Raw genomic sequence first — 21,380 nt, forward strand, 5'->3', positions numbered from 1 at the left:
CACAGTCTCTCCCCTAAAACCCCTTTGGAATACCGCGCTCACGGGTATTCCTTTTCCGTCTGGCGAGCGCTTTCAAGTGCCTATGCACTGAACTATGAATGATGGCACATCAAAGCGCTCGCGGGACCGGGCCGCCGTACGCTGAGTGGGAGACACTCCCCGTACCGCGGCCTCATGAGTAATTGGTTTATAGTATCTAAAAAAATCTAATTGTAAATTCGCCAATCCATTTCTTTAAGGAAATTTAATCTAAAAATGTTATATTACGACAAAAAAACCTATGGAAAAGCCATATAATCTTATTGTAAAATTATATTCGTGAGTTTTCGTAAGAAGGAGTTAAAGTTAGCAATGGAAAGCCAAATCAAACAACTGCTTGAAATTATCGAAGATATGAAAATCGATCTGAACAAGCTGGGGAGTTGTAAACCTCTTACTGATCCTGATGTTGTAAATCTAAGTGAGAAGCTGGATAAATTATTAAACCAGTATTATAAAATGCTTAATATTGGGAGAAGCTGGGAATCAAATAAAATTGCTTAACTATATATGATAAGGCGTTTTTCCCTGAAAACGGCCAGATGAGTTCTTAAATTCAACTGGTTGTTTTTTTTGCTGCCTTATTGATACAAACTATAGATTTGGTCTATCCAAAGCAAAGGAGATGAAATGACGATGAGAAGACGCAACATCCGTGTCCAGGTCTGGCTCAATCCGGAAGAAAAGAAGAAACTGCAAGCCGGTGCCAAAAAATCTGGGCTATCCAGGGAAACCTACCTGCGCATCCTTATAAGCGGCTTTGTACCCAAAGAGCTTCCTCCGGTTGATTATCATGTCATGATGAAAGAACTTCACGCCATTGGCAATAATCTGAATCAAATTGCAGCCAAGGCTAATGCCACGGGACATATCGATCGAACTGTTTTTCAGGATGAAGCCAATCGTCTCCGTCAAGCCGTACTGGATATCCGCAAGGCGGTAACGTCGCCGCAAGAGCTGGAGTGAATCATGGCTGCCACAGCGATATGGGATGTTAAAGACCGGTTGGACAGGGTCATAAATTATGCCGCTAATCCCGGTAAGACTGAAAATCAGGGCTCTGCAAGCCAAAACATGCAGGGCTTGCAGAATGTACTGGAATATGCAGCACGGGAGGACAAAACTGAAAAGCAGTATTATGTTACCGGCATCAATTGCGATCCAGCTATCGCCTATAAGCAAATGTCACAGACCAAGCTGCAGTTCCAAAAAAAAGACGGAATTCTGGCCTTTCATGGCTACCAATCCTTTTCGCCGGGGGAAGCAAATCCGGAAATAGCCCATGCTATCGGCGTAAAGCTGGCAGAGGAACTCTGGGGCGGACGTTTTGAGGTTGTTGTTTCCACCCATTTGGACAAACACCATCTGCATAACCATTTTGTGCTGAACTCCGTTTCTTTCGCCGACGGCAAGCGCTATTACGACAACAAGGCGACTTACGCTCAATTGCGGCAGGCCTCCGACCGGCTGTGCCGGGAATACTCTCTGTCCGTCATTGAAAATTCGCAGGAGGGCAGGTCGGAACATTATGCCGAATGGAAAGCAGGACAGGAAGGCAAGCCCACCTGGCGGGGGCTGATTCGCAAAGATGTAGACAAGGCAATCAGCGAATCCATGACCTTCACGCAGTTTATTGCTACTCTCCGAAAACAGGGTTATGAAGTTAAAACTGGTGTGAAATATATCGCGGTTCGTCCGCAGGGCAAGGAACGCTTTGTCCGGCTGAAGACTCTTGGAAAGGGTTACAGTGAGGATGTTATTAAGGAGAGGATACTTCAAAACCGAATTCCTAAGAAACAGGAGGTTCTGCTGGAGCCCAAACGAAAACGCATTGCTGCCGGAAGAAGTCCTGACCTGAAAAAGACCAGAAAACTCAAGGGCTTGCAGGGGCTATACTTTCACTACTTATACAAAATGGGGGTTTTGCCGAAACATACCGCGTCCAGGAAACGGACGCATTTTTTATTGCGGGAAGATATCCGTTATTTGGGGGAATTAACCGCTCAGATTAGGCTGCTTTGCAAGCACAGGATTGAAAATGCTGAGCAGCTTCTAAGTTATCAATCCATCCTCGAGCAGGAAATGGCCGGCTTGTCAGCAGAACGCAAATCTCTTTACCGTCTCCTGCGCCGCTGTAAAGACAACGTGCGGACTGCCGAATACAAACAGCAAATTGCAGGGCTTTCCAAGAAGCTGTCCCGACTCCGAAAGGAGACAAAGCTTTGTAGGGGCATCCAATTCCGTTCTGAAGAGATGAAGGAGAAACTGTCCCAGATAAAACTTGAGGAAAATGAGAAACAAAGGGAGGAAAAAGAGCATGAACAGCGGAGCCGAAGCAGCCGATCAAATGGTCAATATGAGCCTTAAAGGGATTGAAGTAGTTGCTAAGATCTCGGGAGCGGGGGCGAAAAACCTTGCCACTTATCTTTATGCCGTCCTAAAAGACCAGAAAAAGACCAAAGGCAAAACCCGGCTGGAAGGGCTTTTGCGGAGCGGCAAAGAGCTGAAAGTCTTTGCGGTTAGAAATGAGGATTTGCAAAAGTTTTCTGAGGAGGCCAAGCGCTACGGAGTTCTGTACTGCGTTCTGTGGGATAAAAAAAACCTGGACGGAATGTGCGACCTCATGGTGCGGGTGGAAGACGCCGCCAAAATCAACCGTATTGTGGAACGCTTAAAGCTGGCGACCGTGGATACGGCCAGTATCAAGAGCGAAATCGAGAAGACCAGAGCCGCAAGGGATTTGCAGAAAGAGCCGGTTGACAATACAAACCCTACGACGGCGACGACGGAGAAATCCCGTCCGTCCGAGCCTATCTCCGGGCGCAGCGTGAAAGCCGCCGAGGGTGCTGAGCGTCCAATAAAATCTGTTCGTGAAGAACTACGGGAAATCAAAGATGCTCAGAAGGAGCAGACGGAAAAACTGAGGGGCTTTACTGTCAGGGAACAACCGCAAGCCGGAAGGCAGAATGCCGGTCGTCAAGGGCAGCCGGTAAAATTTCCAAAATCAAAGCCGAAAGAGAGGTAAGGCTTGATTAAGATCCATAACGGACTGTTTGCTGGAACCAAAAAAGTGAGGAGGAAAGTCATGAAAGATGAGGAACGGGTACTTACCCTGGACACTTATGAGCAAGGTGTAATGGTCAATGCGTTAAACGAACTCAGGAACGACTTGATTCAAGAAAAACGTCCGACCGACGCGGTGGATGAACTACTGCTTAAAACCATTGACGCTCCAGCTAAAAAACTGAGACGAAGGCACCAAGATGAGGCGCGCTGAGACCGCAAGGAGCACCCTGATACTCTTTGCGGTTTTTTTAATTCCTGTAGTCTGGGCGGCCCTGCTGACTGCTCCATCTATTTCGGGCGGGCTTCCTGAAATTATCGCTAAGCTCACGGCAGCGTTGGCGAATCCCTTGGACATTGTATGGGTTGATGATTCCCCTAAGTGTATCCTGATATTTATTTGCTCTTATGGTCTTGGTATTGGGATTTACCTTACCACCAAACGCAATTACCGGCGGAGGGAGGAGCACGGCAGCGCCCGCTGGGGCGGCTCTGCGGCTGTCAATAAAAAATACAGGGATAAAGAGCGGTTCCAAAATAAAATCCTGACCAAGAACGTTCGTATCGGGCTGAACGGCAGGAAGCACAGAAGGAATTTAAACGTGCTGGTAGTCGGAGGCTCCGGCTCAGGCAAGACCCGATTCTACGCCAAGCCCAATGTAATGCAGGCCAACACTTCCTTTGTCGTGCTCGACCCCAAGGGGGAAATCCTGCGGGATGCTGGCAATCTGCTCAAAGCCAAAGGCTATGAAATCAAGGTATTGGATTTAATCAATATGCACCTTTCCCATTGTTACAACCCATTTGCCTATTTGCAGGACGACAAAGATGTTCTTAAGCTGGTGACCAACCTGATTCGCAATACCACGCCCAAAGGCTCCAATACCAACGACCCCTTTTGGGAACGGTCCGAAACCGCCCTATTGGAGGCTTTGATGTTGTACCTGCTGTATGAAGCCTCGCGGGAAGAACAAAATTTTCCGATGGTCATGGAATTAATTGCTGCTGCTGAAGTGCGGGAGGAAGACGAAACTTACCAAAGCCCGCTGGACGAGTTGTTTGAACGGCTGGAAATGAGAGAGCCGGAACACCTGGCTGTTAAGCAGTACAACATTTTTAAGCTGGCAGCGGGCAAAACCGCCAAATCCATTCTGATCAGTCTGGGTGTCCGCCTGGAGAAGTTCAATCTTGCCTCCATCGCCGGTATCACCAATACCGATGAGTTGGAACTAACATCCATAGGAGAGCGCAAGACGGCGCTTTTTGCTGTCATACCTGACAATGACTCGTCTTTTAATTTCATTGTCGGTATGCTCTATACCCAGCTTTTCCAGCAGCTTTATTTCCTGGCCGACAGCGTGCACGGCGGGCGTCTTCCCGTCCATGTCCATTTTGTTATGGATGAATTCAGCAATGTCGCTTTGCCGGACGAGTTTGACAAGCTGCTTTCCACCGTGCGCTCCCGGGAGATCAGCGTGTCCATTATCTTGCAAAACTTAGCGCAGCTGAAAGCTCTGTTTAAAGACAGCTGGGAATCCATTGTCGGCAACTGCGACGAGTTTCTGTATTTGGGCGGCAATGAGCAGTCAACGCATAAATATGTGTCGGAGCTTTTAGGCAAGGAAACCATTGATGTCAACAGTTATGGGCAGAGCAGGGGCAGGAACGGCAGCTACTCTACTAATTACCAGCTGTCCGGGCGCGAGCTTCTGACTCCCGATGAAGTACGGATGCTGGATAACCGTTATGCTTTACTGTTTATACGAGGGGAACGGGCGGTACTGGATGACAAGTACGATATCCTTAAACACCCCAATCTGAGGCTAACTGTCGACGGGGGCAGTCAGCCATACCGGCATGGAGGGACGGAAAACGCTCTGGATTGGAAGACATTAAACCTAAACGGAGAAGGGGATTACGAGCTTCTCAGCGGGGAAGAGTTGGAAGTCCTTTGGCAGTCCTAAAAAATAGCTTTGGAGGTGGTAACTTTTGAAAGTGTTTAAAAAAACAATAAAAATGCTTGCGCTCAGTTGCTTGATAGCGCAGATAATTGTTGCCGTTCCCGCAACTGCTTATGCGGCGGGCGATCCGTTGACAGTTGTCAACAACCTGTCAGATTTTATCTTCGGACTCATTCGCGCCATCGGGATGATTCTTTTAGGTTTCGGCATCGTGCAGATCGGCCTTTCCCTTAAATCCCACGACCCGTCCCAGCGGGCCAACGGTTTCCTGACGCTGGCCGGCGGCGTGATTATTACCTTTGCCAAAGAGATCCTTACCCTGATTACAGGAGGTTGATTGCCATGTTTAATAACTTCCCTATCAATGAAAAAATGCATATTCATTCACTAAACGGTGAACTGCGGGAAGCAACTATTCTCAAAAGGCTGGGTGACAATGATTATCTAGCCGAATTTAACGGCGTTAAGTGCCATGCAATCTACAATCAGTTTGTCAATAAATTCTATGTGGATGACAAGTATGGCGTCATCAGGGACAAAATACCCGGCAGGGATGAACCATGCCGGTAAGGGATCATCAAGACAAGCCCGCGCTATAAATGCGGGCTTGTCTTGGGAAGGCGGGAAGTATGCACTCCCAAATAAAAATGATTTCTACAAAAACTATCATGCATGGCGTATTGCCGATAACGTCCCGTGAATTGCCAAAGCGATATATTACGTGCATATATTCTAAATTTTGGCAATTCACTGTTCGGATGACAGCGCCTTCTTTGAGCAATATATAAATTTATTATTGATCAAGACCAAAAGCATTCCAAAGGGTGCGTAATAAAGGGCTAAGAACCGCAGTTAGATCTACGCCGGTTGATGGATCTAGCCAAAGTTCAGGCAACTGAATAAAATCATCATCGAGTTGATTCTTATCTATTAAGAAGTAACGTTCGGGGTTTAAATGGGCTTCCACACCACGGCAACCAATCATGTTGACAATCAAGTAGAAGGGATTTCTCATGCCGAGAGTTGAATAATTTCTTAATTGTCTTTCTAGGTTTATGGTCAGTTCTCGTACAAAATGTTCAAGCAGCATTTCAATACTCTGTTCCTGAGTATTTCGTCTAAATACAATAGATGATCCCAACTCAATAATACCGTTTCTAAAAATTTGCGTGAATCCAGCTTCCCTTTCCCTTGCACGATTAAAAACACCATCAACATTAATGACTGGATTTGAACCCGTAAAACTTAAAACAGGTACTTGTAACTTTGAGATATTATCAATAACAGGATATTGGTTATTAAATTCAAAAGCAGATAAAGGTACATAATGAATTAATACTGCAGGGGTTGGTAAGTTATACACATTTAGGGCTTTTTCAATTCTTCGACTACGAAAACGTTCATATAAGTTCTGGAAATCATTTATTTCACTAAATAGCCTTCTAATTTCAGTTATACCAGCAGACATTTTTTGATTTCCAACCCGAATAGGAAATTTATTATTCGCAGTTATCATGTGTGGACGAGAAAAACTCCTATTTATACGGAAGTGAATTACATGATTTCCATTATCTAATCGAATGGCCCTTACCTTTAGCTGAGTTAAAGCTGGATCTGTATTTCCTATAATTGCATTTGAATACCGCAGAATTTCCCTATCAATGTCTGGAGTATTGATTCCTACTAACCCTATTGCTTCACCTTTTTCTTCTGTTATACCCACAAATAAATCGCCACCAGTTGTATTGGCAAATGCACATATTTCTTCGGCTAATGATACCAAGTGACCCACTTCTTGTTTATATTCAAGTTGTGAATCTTCAATTGTTCTTGTATCTACTAGGTCTTGTAAGACACGTATAGAAATACTTTCAAAATCTCTCTTGAATGTTGTCATCATATCCCCCTCAAATGATATTGGTATTTTCTCCAACTTCCGCCTGATTTCTCTAAGTTCCCGAAGGCTACTACATTGATACAATCCCAGATTCAGAGGACGCCACGGATGGCGACCCATTGGTAAATTCTTAAATTACCGTCTTATTCTAGTGAGAAATTTATCAAATTGAGGAACTGTAAAGTCTAAATACCCGTGACTTGTAGTATAGACAAAGCCTTTATTGATTAGATTAGCACGATCTAAAGATATTTGAGGTTGTGTTTTTTTTAACTTATGGGCAATCGCACTTGTTTCATAAGGCCCTTTTCCTAAATCAGCCATTGCAAACATAAAAAGCTTCTCATTACCTGTTGCTCTATCGAAACGTACTTTGAAAAAACTATCATCGAGTTTATTTATAAACTTCTCATAAGCACTATCAACAGAAGCTACATCTATGCTATTACCGTTTTTGTATTCCCATACTTGCCTTCCAAATTCTTGCAAAAAATATGGATAACCATCTGTAATTTCTATTATCTTATCTACCGCATTGTCCGTATAATAAACACCTTGATTCTTTGCCGGTTCAATTAAAGCTGATTTTGAATTGGGTCCAGATAAAGAATCAATCTTCACAAAGTTATACAGCCTTTCCGAATAAGATTTCGCATCTCCTGCCATTTTTGCAATTTTAGGTAAACCTGCACCAAAAATAACCAAAGGATAACCTTTTTGATGAATTCTATGAGTCGAAGCGATAAGTGCTTCGAGGTTATCTTCTTTCATATATTGTATCTCGTCAATAAAGAAAGCAATTTTTTTATTGACGTCACTTGCTAACTTACCAACTCCTAAAAATAATTCTGTAAGATCATTCTGAAAGTTGCCTGTATCAGCCTTTCCAGATATTGCGTCTACATCAAAAGAGAATTCTCCAAAATCTTCAATGGTAAAAGTAAAGGCTTTCAATAGACCAAGGAAATTTTTTATTTTCTCTTTTGCCTTTTCCATATTACTCAGTTGTAAAACAACTTTTTGAAGATATTGTGCAATCACAATCTTGAAATTATCATTTTCAGATATCTCAATATGTTCGTATAGATATTCATATTTTTCCGCAATATCCTCTATCTCGTTTAACAAGACTGTTTTTCCAACACCCCTTAATCCATAGTAGATAAAAGATTGATGCGTTTGACCAGCCGATATATATGCCAATACTTCCTCTGCAGATTCAATAACATTGTCTCTTCCTGCCAAGAATCCTGGTTTCACTCCTGCTCCTGGTGTATATGGATTGATTTGAATCATGAAACTACCTCCTCTTGAGTAATCTTAATTTCTCATATTTTAATAAATCAGTTTTACTGCGCATGGAGTCGCAGTGTCTTTGCATGCGGTTTTGAAGAACGACTAATAACCGAACACCTTTTTTATATTTTTCGATCTTATGGGAGTACTCGAAAGTTATTACGTAGATTCTTCTTTCAATACCATAATTCTCCTTATGCCAAAAATAACCTTTTGTTTATTATTTCTTCAAACATTATTTTTTCATACACAGCATTTTCTGGGTCCCATTTTTCATATCCCACACCCGGAGTATAGCGATGTAAAAAATAAAAGGAAAAAGGATTTAGGATAATAAATTAATCATGTAACAGCATTACCTATAAAAAAATATGAAATTAAAGGGAACAGACAAATCCAAAGTCTGTTCCCTAATTTTTTTGGAGGTGGTTAATCTGTGTCAAGCGGCAACTGGGTCATCGATAATCTCAATAACGCCCTGGCAACCTGGAATGCAAAGCTGGCCGAGATCCTGCAAATCATAACCCAATCGCCGGAGGAATTTAAAGGCGGCGGTATCTGGAATGTCATCGTCAATATCCACGGCGCGTTGCAGGCCGTCGGCATGGCCCTGCTGGTGCTGTTTTTCGTTATCGGCGTAGTCAAAACCTGCGGCAGCCTGGCAGAAGTCAAAAAGCCTGAACAAGCTTTGAAGCTGTTCATCCGGTTTGCCTTGGCTAAAGCTATTGTAACCTACGGGCTGGAACTAATGATGTCACTATTCAGCATCGTGCAGGGGATTATCTCCGCCATTATGAGCAGCGCCGGTTTTGGGACAGTCAATCAGAGTGTTATGCCGGATACAATTGTCCAGGCTGTTGAGAATTGCGGCTTTTTAGAGAGCATCCCGTTGTGGGCGGTCACTCTGCTCGGGGGCTTATTCATCACCGTACTGTCTTTCATTATGATCATGACGGTGTACGGCAGGTTTTTTAAGCTCTATTTATATACGGCTATCGCTCCTGTGCCGCTGGCCTCGTTTGCCGGGGAGCCGAGCCAGAGTATCGGCGTATCCTTTTTGAAAAGTTATGCCGCCGCCTGTCTGGAAGGGGCGATTATTGTACTTGCCTGTATTATCTTTTCTGTTTTTGCAGCTTCCCCGCCGGTGGTCGATACCAGTGCCAGTGCCGTGACCATGGTATGGTCCTATGTAGGTGAGCTTATTTTTAATATGCTGGTGCTGGTCGGTGCGGTGAAAATGGCCGACCGGGTGGTAAGGGAGATGATGGGATTATGAGATGATACCGTACGTAAAAATCCGGTATCCTTATATATCCTTGAACGAAGTAGCCTGTCCATAGACAACAGGCTCCCCCGTTCTTGGATCAAGCAAGTCTCCCTGTCCGTTAAACTGAATTTTATCGAGAGGTATGCCCATTTCTCTAGCCCGCTGGATTTGCCATGCGACATCATCTTCAAGGTATTTCTCGTCACGTCTGCGCCGTATCGTCTTTATAAGCGATATAATCCAGCTTAACGCGGTTAAGCCGATGACGATATACAATCCCATAAGAACCAACTGCTCATGTTCCGTTGTCCATCGTGTGAAAAAGGTGCTGACAACAGCGATGAGCAAATAAATAAGCGGAATACCAAGCCGGAGCTTTCCGGCTATTTTAAATAACGAAGAAATAATAAACAATCCTGCCGTAAGGCATAGGGAAATAATTGCCGCGATTGACATAATCGGTCACTCCTTCCTATGCTCATTATCCCGCATTTAGGAATAAAATGGAAGTTTATTGTTTAAATAGTACAATCGGAGGTCTCCGCATGAAAAAAGAAAGCTTAAATGACAAGCTGGAAAAAGAAAAGGAAAAACTCCATAAGCTTGGAGAAGAAGCCATGAAAAAAGGCATTCCCTTAAGAGAGGATGAGGCCTTTATGAAGCAGAACCGCAAGGTTGACGAATTGGTATATAAGATTCAGAAGGAGAAAGAAAAATACAGGAAGAGCCAAAAAGAAAGATAGGAGTCTGAACAGCGCTTAGGTTTAAGGGGCTGTTTTTTATTGGAGGCGGTTAAGTTATGGAAGTCAAAATCAACCGGGAGATCCGGGATTATACGGAGAGCTTGTTTTTTGGACTGTCCATGCGGCAGTTTATTTTTTCGCTCCTGGCTGTTGGCGTTGCCGTCGGCGTCTACTTCGGGCTGCGGAATGTCTTAGGCACGGAAACGGTGAGTTGGGTATGTATTTTAGGGGCGTTCCCCTTTGCGGCGATGGGGTTTATCCGTTACCACGGCATGACGGCGGAACAGTTTTTATGGGCGTACCTTAAGTCGGAGTTTCTCCTGCCAAAAAAACTGACTTTCTACCCGACGAATGTTTATTACGGAGCACTGAAGCAGACGATTCAAGAAAAGGAAAAGGAGGAATTAAAACGCCATGATTAAGACCCTGAAGAAAATTATCAAGCAGGATAAGGAGAAGTTTGTTATACCCAAAGGCATACAGCAAGCTATACCGATCAAGGCCGTCTGGCCGGACGGAATTTTCAAGGCAGGCAACAAGTTTTCTAAATCCTTTCGCTTTACGGACATCAATTACGCGGTAGCCTCCAAAGAAGACAAGGAAGCGATGTTCCTGTCCTATTCGGAACTGCTCAATTCCTTAGACAGTGGAGCGACTACCAAAATAACCATCAACAACCGCCGCTTGAACAAAACGGACTTCGAAAACTCCATCCTCATTCCGCTTAAGGATGACGGGCTGGACGAATACCGCGGTGAATACAACCGGATGCTCTTAGACAAAGCCACAGGAGTAAGCAATATTGTCCAGGACAAGTACGTGACCGTATCCGTACTTAAAAAGAATATTGATGAAGCACGGAACTATTTTTCCCGCATCGGCGCGGACCTGGTCACTCATTTCTCCCACTTGGGTTCCAAATGTGTAGAGCTGGACGCGGGCGACCGCCTGCGTATTCTGCATGATTTTTTCCGCCCCGGCGAGGAAACAGATTTCCGGTTCGACCTGATTGAGACCATGCGAAAAGGACACGATTTCAAGGATTATATTTGTCCGGACACCTTCGAATTTGAAAAAGACCATTTCCGCATGGGGGGCAAATTCGGGCGCGTTATCTTCTTAAGGGAATACGCCAGCTACATCAAAGACAGCATGGTGTCCGAGCTTTGCGACTTGAACCGCAGCATGATGCTCTCTTTGGATATTATACCCATCCCAACGGATGAAGCTGTGCGGGAGGTCGAAAACAGGCTGCTGGGGGTGGAAACCAACATCACCAACTGGCAGCGGCGGCAAAACCAGAACAATAACTTTTCTGCCGTCGTGCCCTACGATATGGAGCAGCAGCGCAAAGAGAGCAAGGAATTCCTGGACGACCTCACCACCCGCGACCAAAGGATGATGTTTGCGGTGCTGACCATGGTGCATGTCGCGGACAGCAAGGTGCAACTGGATAGTGATACTGAAACCCTGCTGACTACGGCGCGGAAGCATCTTTGCCAGTTTGCCGCCCTGACGTTCCAGCAGATGGACGGGCTTAGCACAGTGCTCCCTCTGGGCTTAAGAAAAATACAAGCGATCCGGACACTGACCACCGAAAGCACAGCTGTGTTTATTCCTTTCCGGGCGCAGGAAATTTCCCACAGCGGCGGCATTTACTACGGGCAGAATGTCATTTCCAAAAACATGATTATTGCCAACCGCAAATGTCTTCTCAATGGAAACTCTTTTGTTTTAGGCGTTTCCGGCTCCGGTAAGAGTTTTACCGCCAAGCGGGAGATTGTCAACCAGATCCTGTCCAGCGATGACGATATAGTTCTGATTGACCCGGAAAGGGAATATTCGCTTTTGGTCAAGGCCATAGGCGGCGAGATCATCCATATTTCAGCGACTTCCCCAAACCATATCAATGCGATGGATATGAACAAAGATTATGGGGACGGAGCCAATCCCGTCATCTTAAAATCCGAATTTGTCCTATCATTATGCGAGCAGCTGATCGGCGGCCAAAACTTGGGGGCCAAGCAAAAGTCCCTGATTGACCGCTGCACAGCCAGTGTCTACCGTAAGTGCCTCCAAAGCAATTTTCAGACTGCTGCACCTACTCTGCAGGATTTTCACGCGGAACTTTTAAAGCAGGGCGAGTCGGAAGCCCAGGAAATTGCCCTGGCTATTGAACTGTTCACCAGCGGCAGTCTGAATACTTTCGCCAAACCGACCAATGTGGACGTCAACAACCGCCTGATCTGCTACGACATCCTGGACTTGGGCAAGCAGCTTTTGCCCATCGGCATGCTGGTGGTCCTGGACAGCATCCTGAACCGTATTACGCAGAACAGGGCTAAGGGCAAAAACACTTTTATTATCATTGATGAAATCTACCTGTTGTTTCAGCATGAGTATTCCGCCAATTTCCTTTTCACCCTGTGGAAGCGCGTCCGGAAGTATGGAGCCTTTTGCACAGGCATAACCCAAAACGTCGATGATTTGCTGCAGAGCCACACGGCGAGAACGATGCTGGCCAACAGCGAATTCATTGTCATGCTCAACCAGGCCTCCACCGACAGGATGGAGCTGGCCAGGCTATTAAATATTTCCGACCTTCAGCTCAGCTACATCACCAACGTCGACGCGGGGAACGGGCTCATTAAGGTAGGAAGTTCTCTGGTACCCTTTACCGACCAATTTCCGCACAACACCAGGCTTTACCGATTGATGACCACAAAACCGGGTGAGCAGGCGGAAGTCTAATTCTATAAGCTTATTGAGGAAAGCCGAGTACGAAACGACGGCTTTTTATCATATCGGGAGGAAAAATCAATGGAAAATACTAGGTTCGCAAGCAAAGAACATGAGAATTTTTATTACGATATGCTCGCGGCGGCGGGTAATACCGACGTCTACCACAGGTCTTTTTTCTACGCCATGGGAATTAGCAAGGAAACAAGGGAGCATATCCGTTCCTTATTTGACTTTAAGGAAAATTGCATCAAACCGCAGAACCTTGCGGCGGCTTGGCAGACCGGAGGAACTATTCGGTTGTGCCGTCTGGCCTTTAATCTTTGGAACGGATGGATGGAGGAGGGGAAAGAAAGATACTCGGCGCCGTATGAACTTTTCGACTGCCGCTTTGCACCCTACTTTTTTGAAGCGATCCGGCTGCGCTATCCAGAATATTGCCAGGGCCAGGATTACCCAGGGATGCAGCTTTCCGTAATGGAGCGGTAAATTCTTCAAATAGATTAAGATTCAGCGGGGAAGGTGGTGGGGTAATGAAAGAGATAAGGACGAAATCAACGATTAAAGATATAAAGATGTTGGATAAGGCCTCGGATATATCCCATAGGATGAAAAACGCCTATATCCGCACGAAAGAACAGGCTGAACAGACTGACCATAACAAAGAGGGCAGCTATGTGGATGATGCGGTGGGCAAAGTAAAAGACGGTTCGGAAACAGTTGGCCGAAAAGCGGCAGCTGCGGGAACGTACGGCAAAAACGCGGTTAGAAAAATAAAAAAATGGCGGGGAGGGGAAACAAATGCCTCGCATACTATTGCTCATGGGAACCAGCCAGGGCGTACTTCTAGAACCGGAGTCCATGTTTCAAGGACAGAGCGAAAACTTTTGTATAGCAAAGGGATTCAAACGACTAAGGAAAATACTGCTCAAGCCCAGGCGAGACGGATGGCTGAACGGAGAATGGGGCAGGTCTTGCACAACCCTGTTTTCCAACGCTCAGAAAGAGCAGCGTTGCAAACTGGCAAAACATACGGCCAAACAGGGCGCAGGATCAAGCAATTTGACGCAACGAGCAGCAAAAACATAAAGCAAGCGGTCCAGGGTATGGTTAAAACGGCGCAAAGAAGGACCAAAACTGCAGAACGTAGTGCCAAAACGGCTATAAAAACTTCGCAATCTGCAGCTCAAACTGCCGTTAAAACCACTCAATCTACGAAAAGGGCGACGCAGATGGCGCGGGCCGCAACGAAAGCAGCGACGGCCTCAGCAAAGGCAGCGGCAAAAACAATGCTGGCTACAATTAAAGCGATCATTGCGGCCTTAAAGAGCCTGATAGCTTTGATTGCCGCAGGCGGCTGGGCGGCGGTAGTGGTTATCCTCCTGATATGCCTGGTGGGGCTTATGGCAAGCTCCGTTTTCGGAATTTTCTTTTCCAACGAAGGAACCGGCAAGAACACGCTGGTAATGTCGGAGGCCGTCAGTCGGCTGAACGGAGAGTTCACGGCAAAACTGGAACAGATAGAGAGGGAAAACCCGCATGACACGCTGGATTTGTCCAACAACGGCAGCAGCAATATGGTCGGCAACTGGCGGGACATCCTGGCGGTTTACGCGGTGAAGGTGGCCGCCGATCCGGAAAAAGGCATGCAGGTCGCCACCCTTGACGATACAAAAGTGGGAATCCTGCGGGACATCTTTTGGGATATGAACAAAATTGACTACTGGCTGGAAACGATTGAGCATTCGGATGGAGAAACGACCAGCACCGAGACTGTTTTGCATATCCGTGTAAACACAAAATCTTATGCGGACATGATCATCCAATACCGTTTCAATCCGCAGCAAGTGGGGATGGTGAATGAGCTTATGCAGTACAAATACCGGGAGCTGTTTGCAAAGCTTATCGGTAGCTATACGGATATTACCTTATCCCCCCAGGAAATTGCTGTTATTTCACAAAATCTGCCGCCGGATTTGGACGAGCAGCGCAAAAATGTGGTGCTGGCCGCTTATTCCCTTATCGGTAAAGTCAGTTATTTTTGGGGCGGCAAATCCACAGTCATTGGCTGGGACAGCCGCTGGGGAACACTTACCAAGGTAACAGCCGAGGGAAGCCCTACTACCGGAACCGTGCGGCCTTTCGGGTTGGATTGCTCCGGCTATGTTGCATGGGTGTTTGCCAATGCGGCAGCTAATGTTGATGCGGCGGAGATAATCGGAACAGGAACTTCAAGCCAGTATGCCGCCTGTAAGCCGGTGAACTGGAGCAGCGCACAACCGGGGGATCTGGTGTTCTATCCTGACTTAAGCCATGTGGGCATTATTGTGGGAAAGCAAAACGAAAATCTGTTAATTGCCAATTGCAATGCAGGGGAGAACAATGTAGCGGTAACCAGTGTTTCCGGTGCAAGTTCTTCAGGTTTCTATGTGATTGGCAGGCCTAGTTTTTTTGAATAGTTCACTCGAAAAATATGAGTATTCTGCTTTGCTGGATTTAACGAATGCTTATTGGATGAGCAAAGCTGTGAACAATTAAGGAAGGTGTTTAATTTGAGAAAAGTGTTTTTTATTTTAGGCTTGGTTATCGCTTTAGGGAGTGGTTTGGGCCTTTATTTTTACCTAGATTATGCAAAGGGCCTGATTCCTGCGGTTTATGCCGCCGCAAATATTCCCGAAGATACCATCATAAGCGCAGCGCAATTGAAAGTTAAAAGCGTTCCAAGGGAAAGTGTTCCTTCGGGAACTGCGGAAAGCATCAGCCAGGTAGTAAACAAGAATCTGAATTGGCCTTTAAAAGAAGGCGATCCGGTGCGGTTGGATAAAATTGAGCAGAACACCAAGACGAAGGTTGAAAATCCGCGGTTAATCGCCTTCAAAACAGATTATAACGGCTCCATTGCCGGTCTTGCCAAGTACGGACAAACTGTTGACCTGGTTTTAACGCTTGACCCGAAACAAACGGGCAATTTATCGCTTGCAGGGTATATTATCACAGATTTATTCATTGAAGCGACTGCCGATTCATCGGGCAAGATATTATCTTCCGCGGATAATTTGAATGGGCCAGCATCGGTTGGAAGTTTATCAGGCAATGAGCAAACAACCGGCATCCCGACAGAAATAATAGCCAAGGTTACGCCAAAGCAGTTTTTAGTAATCAAACAGGCCGAAACAATGGGAACGATTTCCCTCGCGCAGCGCGATAGGAATGCCAAGGATCTCTACAACATAAACGATGTTATCGAAAAGTCCCAGGCAAATATAGGCAGAGATTTTATTGTTGCATTGCTTCAGCTTCAAAAGTAAACGTTATGGGAGGAAATCATATGGCTGATGAAAATAATGCAGTTGATCAGCAGTTGAAGAAAATAATCGTCTTGTGGAGTGTGTGCAGTGTTGGAAAGTCAACGCTTGCTTGCAACCTGGCCCGGAAGCTGGCAAAGGAAACAAACTTAAAAATAGGGTTGTTGGATTTTTCGTTAATAGCGCCCTGTCTCCACTTGTTTTTAGAGCTGGAAGATAAAGAAAGCTCGATGGAATATATCCTTAAGTCTTGGCAGGATAATTATAGTTATCACGATTTGCTTAAAGAAAACGCCCATATAACAAAGAACCTTCCTAATTTATTATGCTGGACGGGATTAACGAAAGAACCGGAATTAATAGATAAATTGGGAGATATGCAAGCCTGTACAATCATAACTGAGTTGTCAGATCTTGTAGATATCCTCTTTATTGACGTCCAAAGCGATACGCTGATTATTCCTACAGACGTGGCGCTAAGGGCAGCGACAGATGTCTTGGTCATTGTAGACCAAAACAGAAACACGATTGAGAACACCGCTAAATGGCTTAATAATCTGCATGCCCGAAATATGGATATCAATAGGTTCAAACTGATCATCAACCAATATTCCAATAAGGCGCTGTACACGAAAGACAAAATTGAGAGCAATCTTGGGCTACCTTTGCTGGGGACAATACCCGGTATTTCCAAGGTGTTGTATGATAACTCCACGGTTTCACTGATTCCCTTATTAAAATACGGCAAGTTTGATAAAGCAATTGAGAACATTCTGCTGCAGCTTCATTTATCTAAGACCGTAAAAAAAGGCCGTATATTTTTTACCGCGCCGCGCTTCGGGAGTCCACGCTGATGCGGAATTCAGATTGGAGGAACTTTACATGAGAATCAGTTCAGCGAAAGTCGTTGACTCAAAAGCATCTGACACAGACAGCAAAACCCACCTATATAAAACAATAAGTATTGTCCAGTCCATGTTGACTGAAAACCACCCAAAATTGCTTAACGACGCTATTTATGGGGTAGGGGAATGTCAAAAACAAATCCTCAATGTTATAAAAGATATCATTCGCCATGAGAAACTCGATGTGCCCGGTATGAGCATCGATGAAATTGCTTGGGAGGCCTATAAAACCATTATTGGCTATGATGTTATCCATGACTTCCTTCTTGACCCGGAGATAACGGAAATTTGCGTAAACGGTCCATATCAAATCACGTATAAAAAGAATGGAGTCAGGTATTTAGCCAAGGATATTCAGTTTACGGATCTGGCCCATCTTGAAAAAATAACGGAACGCATCTTGCTTACTTGCCACTCGGAAGCCAACGAGGGCAGCCCCATGGTGGATAATGCCTGGCTTCCGGATCGAAGCAGGGTTGTCATCAATAAAAGCGCCATCGTCCCCAGCCACGGAATTACCTTAAATATTCGGAGATTCAGGGATAAAAACTTTTCCCTGGAAGAACTTGAAAAGATCGGGACGTTAAAGACATCAGAGAGAGGCAAGCCCCGCAACTTTCCTAACAAAGAGTATGAAGATATCAAAAATATCCCCAGCGAAGAACATTCCTACCGGCAGCTTGATTTTATCCGGGATGTGGTAAGAGCGGGTGCTACGATCATCGTGAGCGGCGGGACTCACACCGGAAAAACAACCTTGATCCGTACCCTGGCCTCGATTTTTCAGGATCTTATTCCGGATGAAAATAGTCCCGGCGATCCCGAAAGCGGTTTGCGGATAATCACTATCGAAAACGGGCCGGAGTTGCAGCTAGCTAAATACTATCCTGGCCTGGAGGTTGTTGAAATGCTGGAACGAGACACAAAATACAATCCTATCGGGGTGGAGGAAATCTACCCCCAGGTTATGAGAATGGATCCGGATGTGATTCTGGTCGGTGAGATCCGTTTTCCGGTCGAAGCCATGTATACGCTTAGGGCCATGCGTTCCGGCCATGCCAATACAATGGCTTCCATTCATACCTATGACGCTGAAGCATGCTGCCAGGAATTAAGAACCAAGGTTCAAGCGATTTCCAACGTCAGCGATAAGGTCATTAACACTGAAATCGTCACCGCAGTAGATATTATCATTCAATTAGGAATAGTAGACAGAAAAATTGAAATCACCCAAGTCGCTGAATTGGAGCTGGATGCGGAGTGCAATATTGTGATTAAAGATATCTTTAAAAGAGACAGCGACGGAAAAATGTTCTTTAACCCCATAAGCAAAAAACTTGTTTACCGTCTTATGGCTAAGGGCAGAAAAAACGCCGGTGATGTTAAGAGGTGGTTGATATGACGCTTGTTCTTTGTTATGGCATAAGCATGGGGCTCCTATTATCCGTAATCGCCTGGTTTCTTGGAAAAAATGGAAAGAAACAAGTATCCGTATTCTTTAATGAAAGGATTAACCATTTTCAAGATAAAGTAAAAAACAACATCAGGATAAGCAATTTTGCAAGATATTACGAGCAAAGAATCTATATAACAAATCTAAAGCTGAGCTTAAAAGCTCTCTTTTTTATGAGTATCGGGTTTAGCTTTATTTCCTTTTTCCTTTCAATAATAACTCTTACGGAGAAGATTCCGAATCCCACTTACCAAAGTCCGGGGGCTTTAATCGTAAGCCATAATATTTTCGGCATGATTATTATTACGGTCATCGGCTTGCTGATGCCTTGGGTTATGATCAATCTTATCTATCACAGTACGCGAAGAAGGCTGAATAAACAGGCCTTGAACACTTTCAGCCTTATCTTAAACAATTATATCGTGCGTAATAATCTTGAAGCCGCGACTTGGGATTCAATTCCTGCAATGCCTTCTCAAATCCGGTCTTTGTTCAGCCGAATCCAGTCCCGGGTGAATAAAGGTGAAGAATTTGGCACGGTTGTCTACAAAGTGTCTATAATTTTGAAACTGCAGTCATTCAGGGATTTTTACAATGTTATTGTTTCTTCAAGGCTGGCCGGGGGTGACACGGAAGAGCTTTTATACAGGCTTACGGACAAAATCAGATCAAGAAAAAACAGGGTGCAATCCATTAAAGAGGATCTTAATCCGCTAATCTCCAAAGCGGTGGCTTTTACCCTGGTAATGATTCTTACGTATCTAGTCGTAAGCCTTGTTTGGCCGGATTCATTGGCCCTGGTAAAACAATCTTCATTAGGACACCTTTATACGAATGCTATTATTATCTCTGTCTTAATTGAGGGTGCGCTGCTGCTGAAATTCTTATCAATGGAGGATTAAGCAAGTATGACGATACTATTGATTTGTTCTATGGGAATATCCCTGGGTTTGATGCTGCTTTTGGCGGCGTTTTTTATTAAGACGAACCGCAGGGAGTCGAAGAGGATAAATTCTCTCGGCACTACCGCGCTTTCGTATAGACAAGCCCAGGAACCTGCTTTAGAAAAACTTCGCAAAAAGACGGCAAAATATATCTCTAAATTATTAAGCAAAACCCCGAGACAGAATCGTTCGGAAAACATGCTGGAAATACTCAAACAGCCTGGAGCAATGCCGATGGGATATGCGGAATTTAGGACTTTTCAAAAATTATCCCCCCTCATATTTGCCATTCTTTTTGGCTTTGCAGGCTTTTCCACAAAAGACTTGCTGATGGCAATAGGGCTGATTTGTACCGGCTTTTTTGTGGGGAGCATAGCGCCCACAGCCATTCTTGCGTATTTTTACAACCAGTACCAAAATGCCCTCATCAATGAGTTGTCGGATATCATGGCTTATATTGTTGACTTGAGAAAAGCGGGAGAAACCATAGTTGATTCTATTCGTGGGGCCTTATTCGCGACCAATAAATTGCGGCCTCACCTGGAAAAGCTCCTGCAGGATATGTCCATAACAGGGCCAAAACCGGCGCTTGCTAAATTGAGTAAAGAAACAGACATCGATGAATTGAAAAACTTAGCGGATATTTTGATGCAATCTATCACCATCGATAGTTCCAATATGGTTGCCTATATGGCCAGCCGGTCCCGGGACATTGAATATATTGAGGGATTAAAAGAAATAAGGCGGTACAAAAACAAAAAAATGCTTGTCGAAGCCTTGACCGCCATTCCTTTTATCATGATCCCGGTAGTCATTCTTGTCCCGCTCTTATACCAGGCTAACCAAAGCCTTGGCCAAATCATGTAGGAGGTGGCAATATGTGAAAAAAATTGCCTGCAGTCTGGCAGCATTGCTGCGTGATGAAAGGGGGGATCTGGTTCAAAATATCGTCTTGCTGTTGGGGGGCATTCTGGCAACAGTAGGCATTGCGGTGATTCTTTACAATACAATAACCGCTAAAATTGCCAATGACTCAGCCGGAATGAGCAAATTGAATTAAGAAGGGGGGTTATTTTTTTATGGGAAAAATTTTGAAAAACCTTTATCAAGATGAAGGCGGAGATCTCGTTCAAAATATTATTTGGATCTTCGGCGGTGTTCTGGCTACAGTAGCAGCCGTATCAGTGCTGTTTGTTACAATCAGGGGCAAATTGACGGATATGAATACCAGTATAACCAATATCACGACTCCTTAATGAAAGTATCCTCACCGTGAGGAGGAAGGGAGAGGGCGGATAGCATGCGTTCAGACGTGTGCTATCCACTTGAAATTATGCTGAAATTACGAAAAAAACCAATGAGAAACCCCAATAATGAACGGGGCTCCACCTTGATTGAATTCCTAATCGTCTTTGCCTTATGGCTGGTGATATTTTTCACCTTCATATCGATGTTTTTCCTTAATAACCTGCAGGGCTCCATGGTTAATGCCGTGAATCTCGGGTTGGAAAGGGCTGCAGTTGTCGGAGGAACCACGACAGAGGTCCGGAATCTAATTAAAGATCAGCTGAAACACACCGGTGTCGATACCGGTTTATTCACGATCACCGGATCGGGCAGTGAGGCAAGCCGCGTTGCTTACGGACAATATATAACCATTTCCATAACCGGGCCCAGACAATTTACCGATTGGTCAGGCGGTCGTCCGGTTGCCAAATCGGAAACGGTTACGGTAACCAAAACGATCATGAGTCAATATTTGCCTTAA

At 44.9% G+C, this 21,380-nt stretch carries 25 protein-coding genes; 22 read left to right on the forward strand and 3 right to left on the reverse strand.

The features are described 5' to 3' along the window. Positions 1–351 precede the first annotated feature (351 nt). From AAH944_RS01485 to AAH944_RS01520, 8 genes are all read left to right on the forward strand, one after another. The gene (locus AAH944_RS01485) at positions 352–543 is read left to right on the forward strand and encodes a Spo0E family sporulation regulatory protein-aspartic acid phosphatase (protein ID WP_415535909.1); all 192 of its coding nucleotides are present in this window, start codon (positions 352–354) and stop codon (positions 541–543) included. A 126-nt stretch (positions 544–669) separates the two neighbouring features. Further along, complete coding sequence (locus tag AAH944_RS01490; protein WP_415535911.1) at positions 670–1,005, forward strand: plasmid mobilization protein; 336 nt, start codon at positions 670–672, stop codon at positions 1,003–1,005. 3 nt (positions 1,006–1,008) lie between these two features. Further along, complete coding sequence (locus AAH944_RS01495) at positions 1,009–2,406, forward strand: relaxase/mobilization nuclease domain-containing protein (protein WP_415535913.1); 1,398 nt, start codon at positions 1,009–1,011, stop codon at positions 2,404–2,406. Next, the gene (locus tag AAH944_RS01500; RefSeq protein WP_415535915.1) at positions 2,357–3,064 is read left to right on the forward strand and encodes a PcfB family protein; all 708 of its coding nucleotides are present in this window, start codon (positions 2,357–2,359) and stop codon (positions 3,062–3,064) included. The genes AAH944_RS01495 and AAH944_RS01500 overlap by 50 nt, the downstream gene beginning before the upstream one ends. Before the next feature lie 60 nt (positions 3,065–3,124). Then, positions 3,125–3,316: a hypothetical protein gene (locus AAH944_RS01505; protein WP_368293748.1), complete on the forward strand. Its 192-nt coding sequence runs from the start codon at positions 3,125–3,127 to the stop codon at positions 3,314–3,316. Further along, positions 3,303–5,066, forward strand: coding sequence for a VirD4-like conjugal transfer protein, CD1115 family (locus AAH944_RS01510; protein ID WP_415535916.1), 1,764 nt, complete (start codon positions 3,303–3,305; stop codon positions 5,064–5,066). The genes AAH944_RS01505 and AAH944_RS01510 overlap by 14 nt, the downstream gene beginning before the upstream one ends. A gap of 52 nt (positions 5,067–5,118) precedes the next feature. Then, positions 5,119–5,400 carry a glutamyl-tRNA amidotransferase gene (locus AAH944_RS01515; protein ID WP_368294560.1) on the forward strand — a complete coding sequence of 94 codons (282 nt, stop codon included), beginning with the start codon at positions 5,119–5,121 and terminating at the stop codon, positions 5,398–5,400. A gap of 5 nt (positions 5,401–5,405) precedes the next feature. Further along, a complete protein-coding gene (locus AAH944_RS01520; RefSeq protein WP_415535918.1) occupies positions 5,406–5,633 on the forward strand; it encodes a hypothetical protein in 228 nt (75 codons plus the stop codon). Between the two features lie 223 nt (positions 5,634–5,856). Here AAH944_RS01520 and AAH944_RS01525 read toward each other — a convergent pair whose 3' ends face one another. Both AAH944_RS01525 and AAH944_RS01530 read right to left on the reverse strand, forming a co-directional pair. Next, positions 5,857–6,960 (reverse strand): helix-turn-helix domain-containing protein, encoded by a 1,104-nt coding sequence (locus tag AAH944_RS01525; RefSeq protein WP_415535920.1) that lies wholly within the window; start codon positions 6,958–6,960, stop codon positions 5,857–5,859. A gap of 135 nt (positions 6,961–7,095) precedes the next feature. Then, entirely contained in the window at positions 7,096–8,256 is a 1,161-nt protein-coding gene (locus AAH944_RS01530; protein ID WP_415535921.1) for an AAA family ATPase, read from the reverse strand. A gap of 436 nt (positions 8,257–8,692) precedes the next feature. Between AAH944_RS01530 and AAH944_RS01535 the strand changes: the two genes are divergently transcribed. Beyond that, entirely contained in the window at positions 8,693–9,532 is an 840-nt protein-coding gene (locus tag AAH944_RS01535; RefSeq protein WP_415535923.1) for a hypothetical protein, read from the forward strand. Positions 9,533–9,562: 30 nt separating this feature from the next. Here the strand turns inward: AAH944_RS01535 and AAH944_RS01540 are convergent, their stop codons facing one another. Then, the gene (locus AAH944_RS01540) at positions 9,563–9,979 is read right to left on the reverse strand and encodes a hypothetical protein (RefSeq protein ID WP_415535925.1); all 417 of its coding nucleotides are present in this window, start codon (positions 9,977–9,979) and stop codon (positions 9,563–9,565) included. A gap of 89 nt (positions 9,980–10,068) precedes the next feature. Between AAH944_RS01540 and AAH944_RS01545 the strand changes: the two genes are divergently transcribed. The 13 genes from AAH944_RS01545 (at position 10,069) to AAH944_RS01605 (ending at position 21,380) form a co-directional block, all read left to right on the forward strand. Further along, positions 10,069–10,266, forward strand: a complete 198-nt coding sequence (locus tag AAH944_RS01545) for a hypothetical protein (RefSeq protein ID WP_415535927.1) — start codon at positions 10,069–10,071, stop codon at positions 10,264–10,266. 56 nt (positions 10,267–10,322) lie between these two features. Continuing rightward, positions 10,323–10,688: a PrgI family protein gene (locus tag AAH944_RS01550; protein ID WP_415535929.1), complete on the forward strand. Its 366-nt coding sequence runs from the start codon at positions 10,323–10,325 to the stop codon at positions 10,686–10,688. Next, complete coding sequence (locus AAH944_RS01555) at positions 10,681–13,017, forward strand: VirB4-like conjugal transfer ATPase, CD1110 family (RefSeq protein WP_415535931.1); 2,337 nt, start codon at positions 10,681–10,683, stop codon at positions 13,015–13,017. Before AAH944_RS01550 ends, AAH944_RS01555 begins: the two co-directional genes overlap by 8 nt. A gap of 69 nt (positions 13,018–13,086) precedes the next feature. Beyond that, positions 13,087–13,494 (forward strand): DUF6075 family protein, encoded by a 408-nt coding sequence (locus AAH944_RS01560; protein ID WP_415535933.1) that lies wholly within the window; start codon positions 13,087–13,089, stop codon positions 13,492–13,494. A gap of 44 nt (positions 13,495–13,538) precedes the next feature. Next, positions 13,539–15,464 carry a C40 family peptidase gene (locus AAH944_RS01565; RefSeq protein ID WP_415535935.1) on the forward strand — a complete coding sequence of 642 codons (1,926 nt, stop codon included), beginning with the start codon at positions 13,539–13,541 and terminating at the stop codon, positions 15,462–15,464. Between the two features lie 102 nt (positions 15,465–15,566). Continuing rightward, a complete protein-coding gene (locus tag AAH944_RS01570) occupies positions 15,567–16,313 on the forward strand; it encodes an SAF domain-containing protein (protein WP_415537739.1) in 747 nt (248 codons plus the stop codon). A 20-nt stretch (positions 16,314–16,333) separates the two neighbouring features. Next, positions 16,334–17,164 (forward strand): AAA family ATPase, encoded by an 831-nt coding sequence (locus tag AAH944_RS01575; RefSeq protein ID WP_415535937.1) that lies wholly within the window; start codon positions 16,334–16,336, stop codon positions 17,162–17,164. A gap of 28 nt (positions 17,165–17,192) precedes the next feature. After that, positions 17,193–18,617: an ATPase, T2SS/T4P/T4SS family gene (locus AAH944_RS01580; RefSeq protein ID WP_415535939.1), complete on the forward strand. Its 1,425-nt coding sequence runs from the start codon at positions 17,193–17,195 to the stop codon at positions 18,615–18,617. Then, entirely contained in the window at positions 18,614–19,570 is a 957-nt protein-coding gene (locus AAH944_RS01585) for a type II secretion system F family protein (protein WP_415535941.1), read from the forward strand. The genes AAH944_RS01580 and AAH944_RS01585 overlap by 4 nt, the downstream gene beginning before the upstream one ends. Before the next feature lie 6 nt (positions 19,571–19,576). Then, entirely contained in the window at positions 19,577–20,479 is a 903-nt protein-coding gene (locus AAH944_RS01590; RefSeq protein WP_415535943.1) for a hypothetical protein, read from the forward strand. A gap of 13 nt (positions 20,480–20,492) precedes the next feature. After that, complete coding sequence (locus AAH944_RS01595) at positions 20,493–20,672, forward strand: hypothetical protein (RefSeq protein ID WP_415535945.1); 180 nt, start codon at positions 20,493–20,495, stop codon at positions 20,670–20,672. 19 nt (positions 20,673–20,691) lie between these two features. After that, on the forward strand, positions 20,692–20,868 hold the full coding sequence (locus AAH944_RS01600) for a hypothetical protein (RefSeq protein WP_287896734.1): 177 nt from the start codon (positions 20,692–20,694) through the stop codon (positions 20,866–20,868). 101 nt (positions 20,869–20,969) lie between these two features. Next, the gene (locus tag AAH944_RS01605) at positions 20,970–21,380 is read left to right on the forward strand and encodes a TadE/TadG family type IV pilus assembly protein (protein ID WP_415535947.1); all 411 of its coding nucleotides are present in this window, start codon (positions 20,970–20,972) and stop codon (positions 21,378–21,380) included.

The sequence above is a fragment of the Dehalobacter sp. CP genome, from assembly GCF_047652685.1.
GTDB lineage: Bacteria > Bacillota > Desulfitobacteriia > Desulfitobacteriales > Syntrophobotulaceae > Dehalobacter.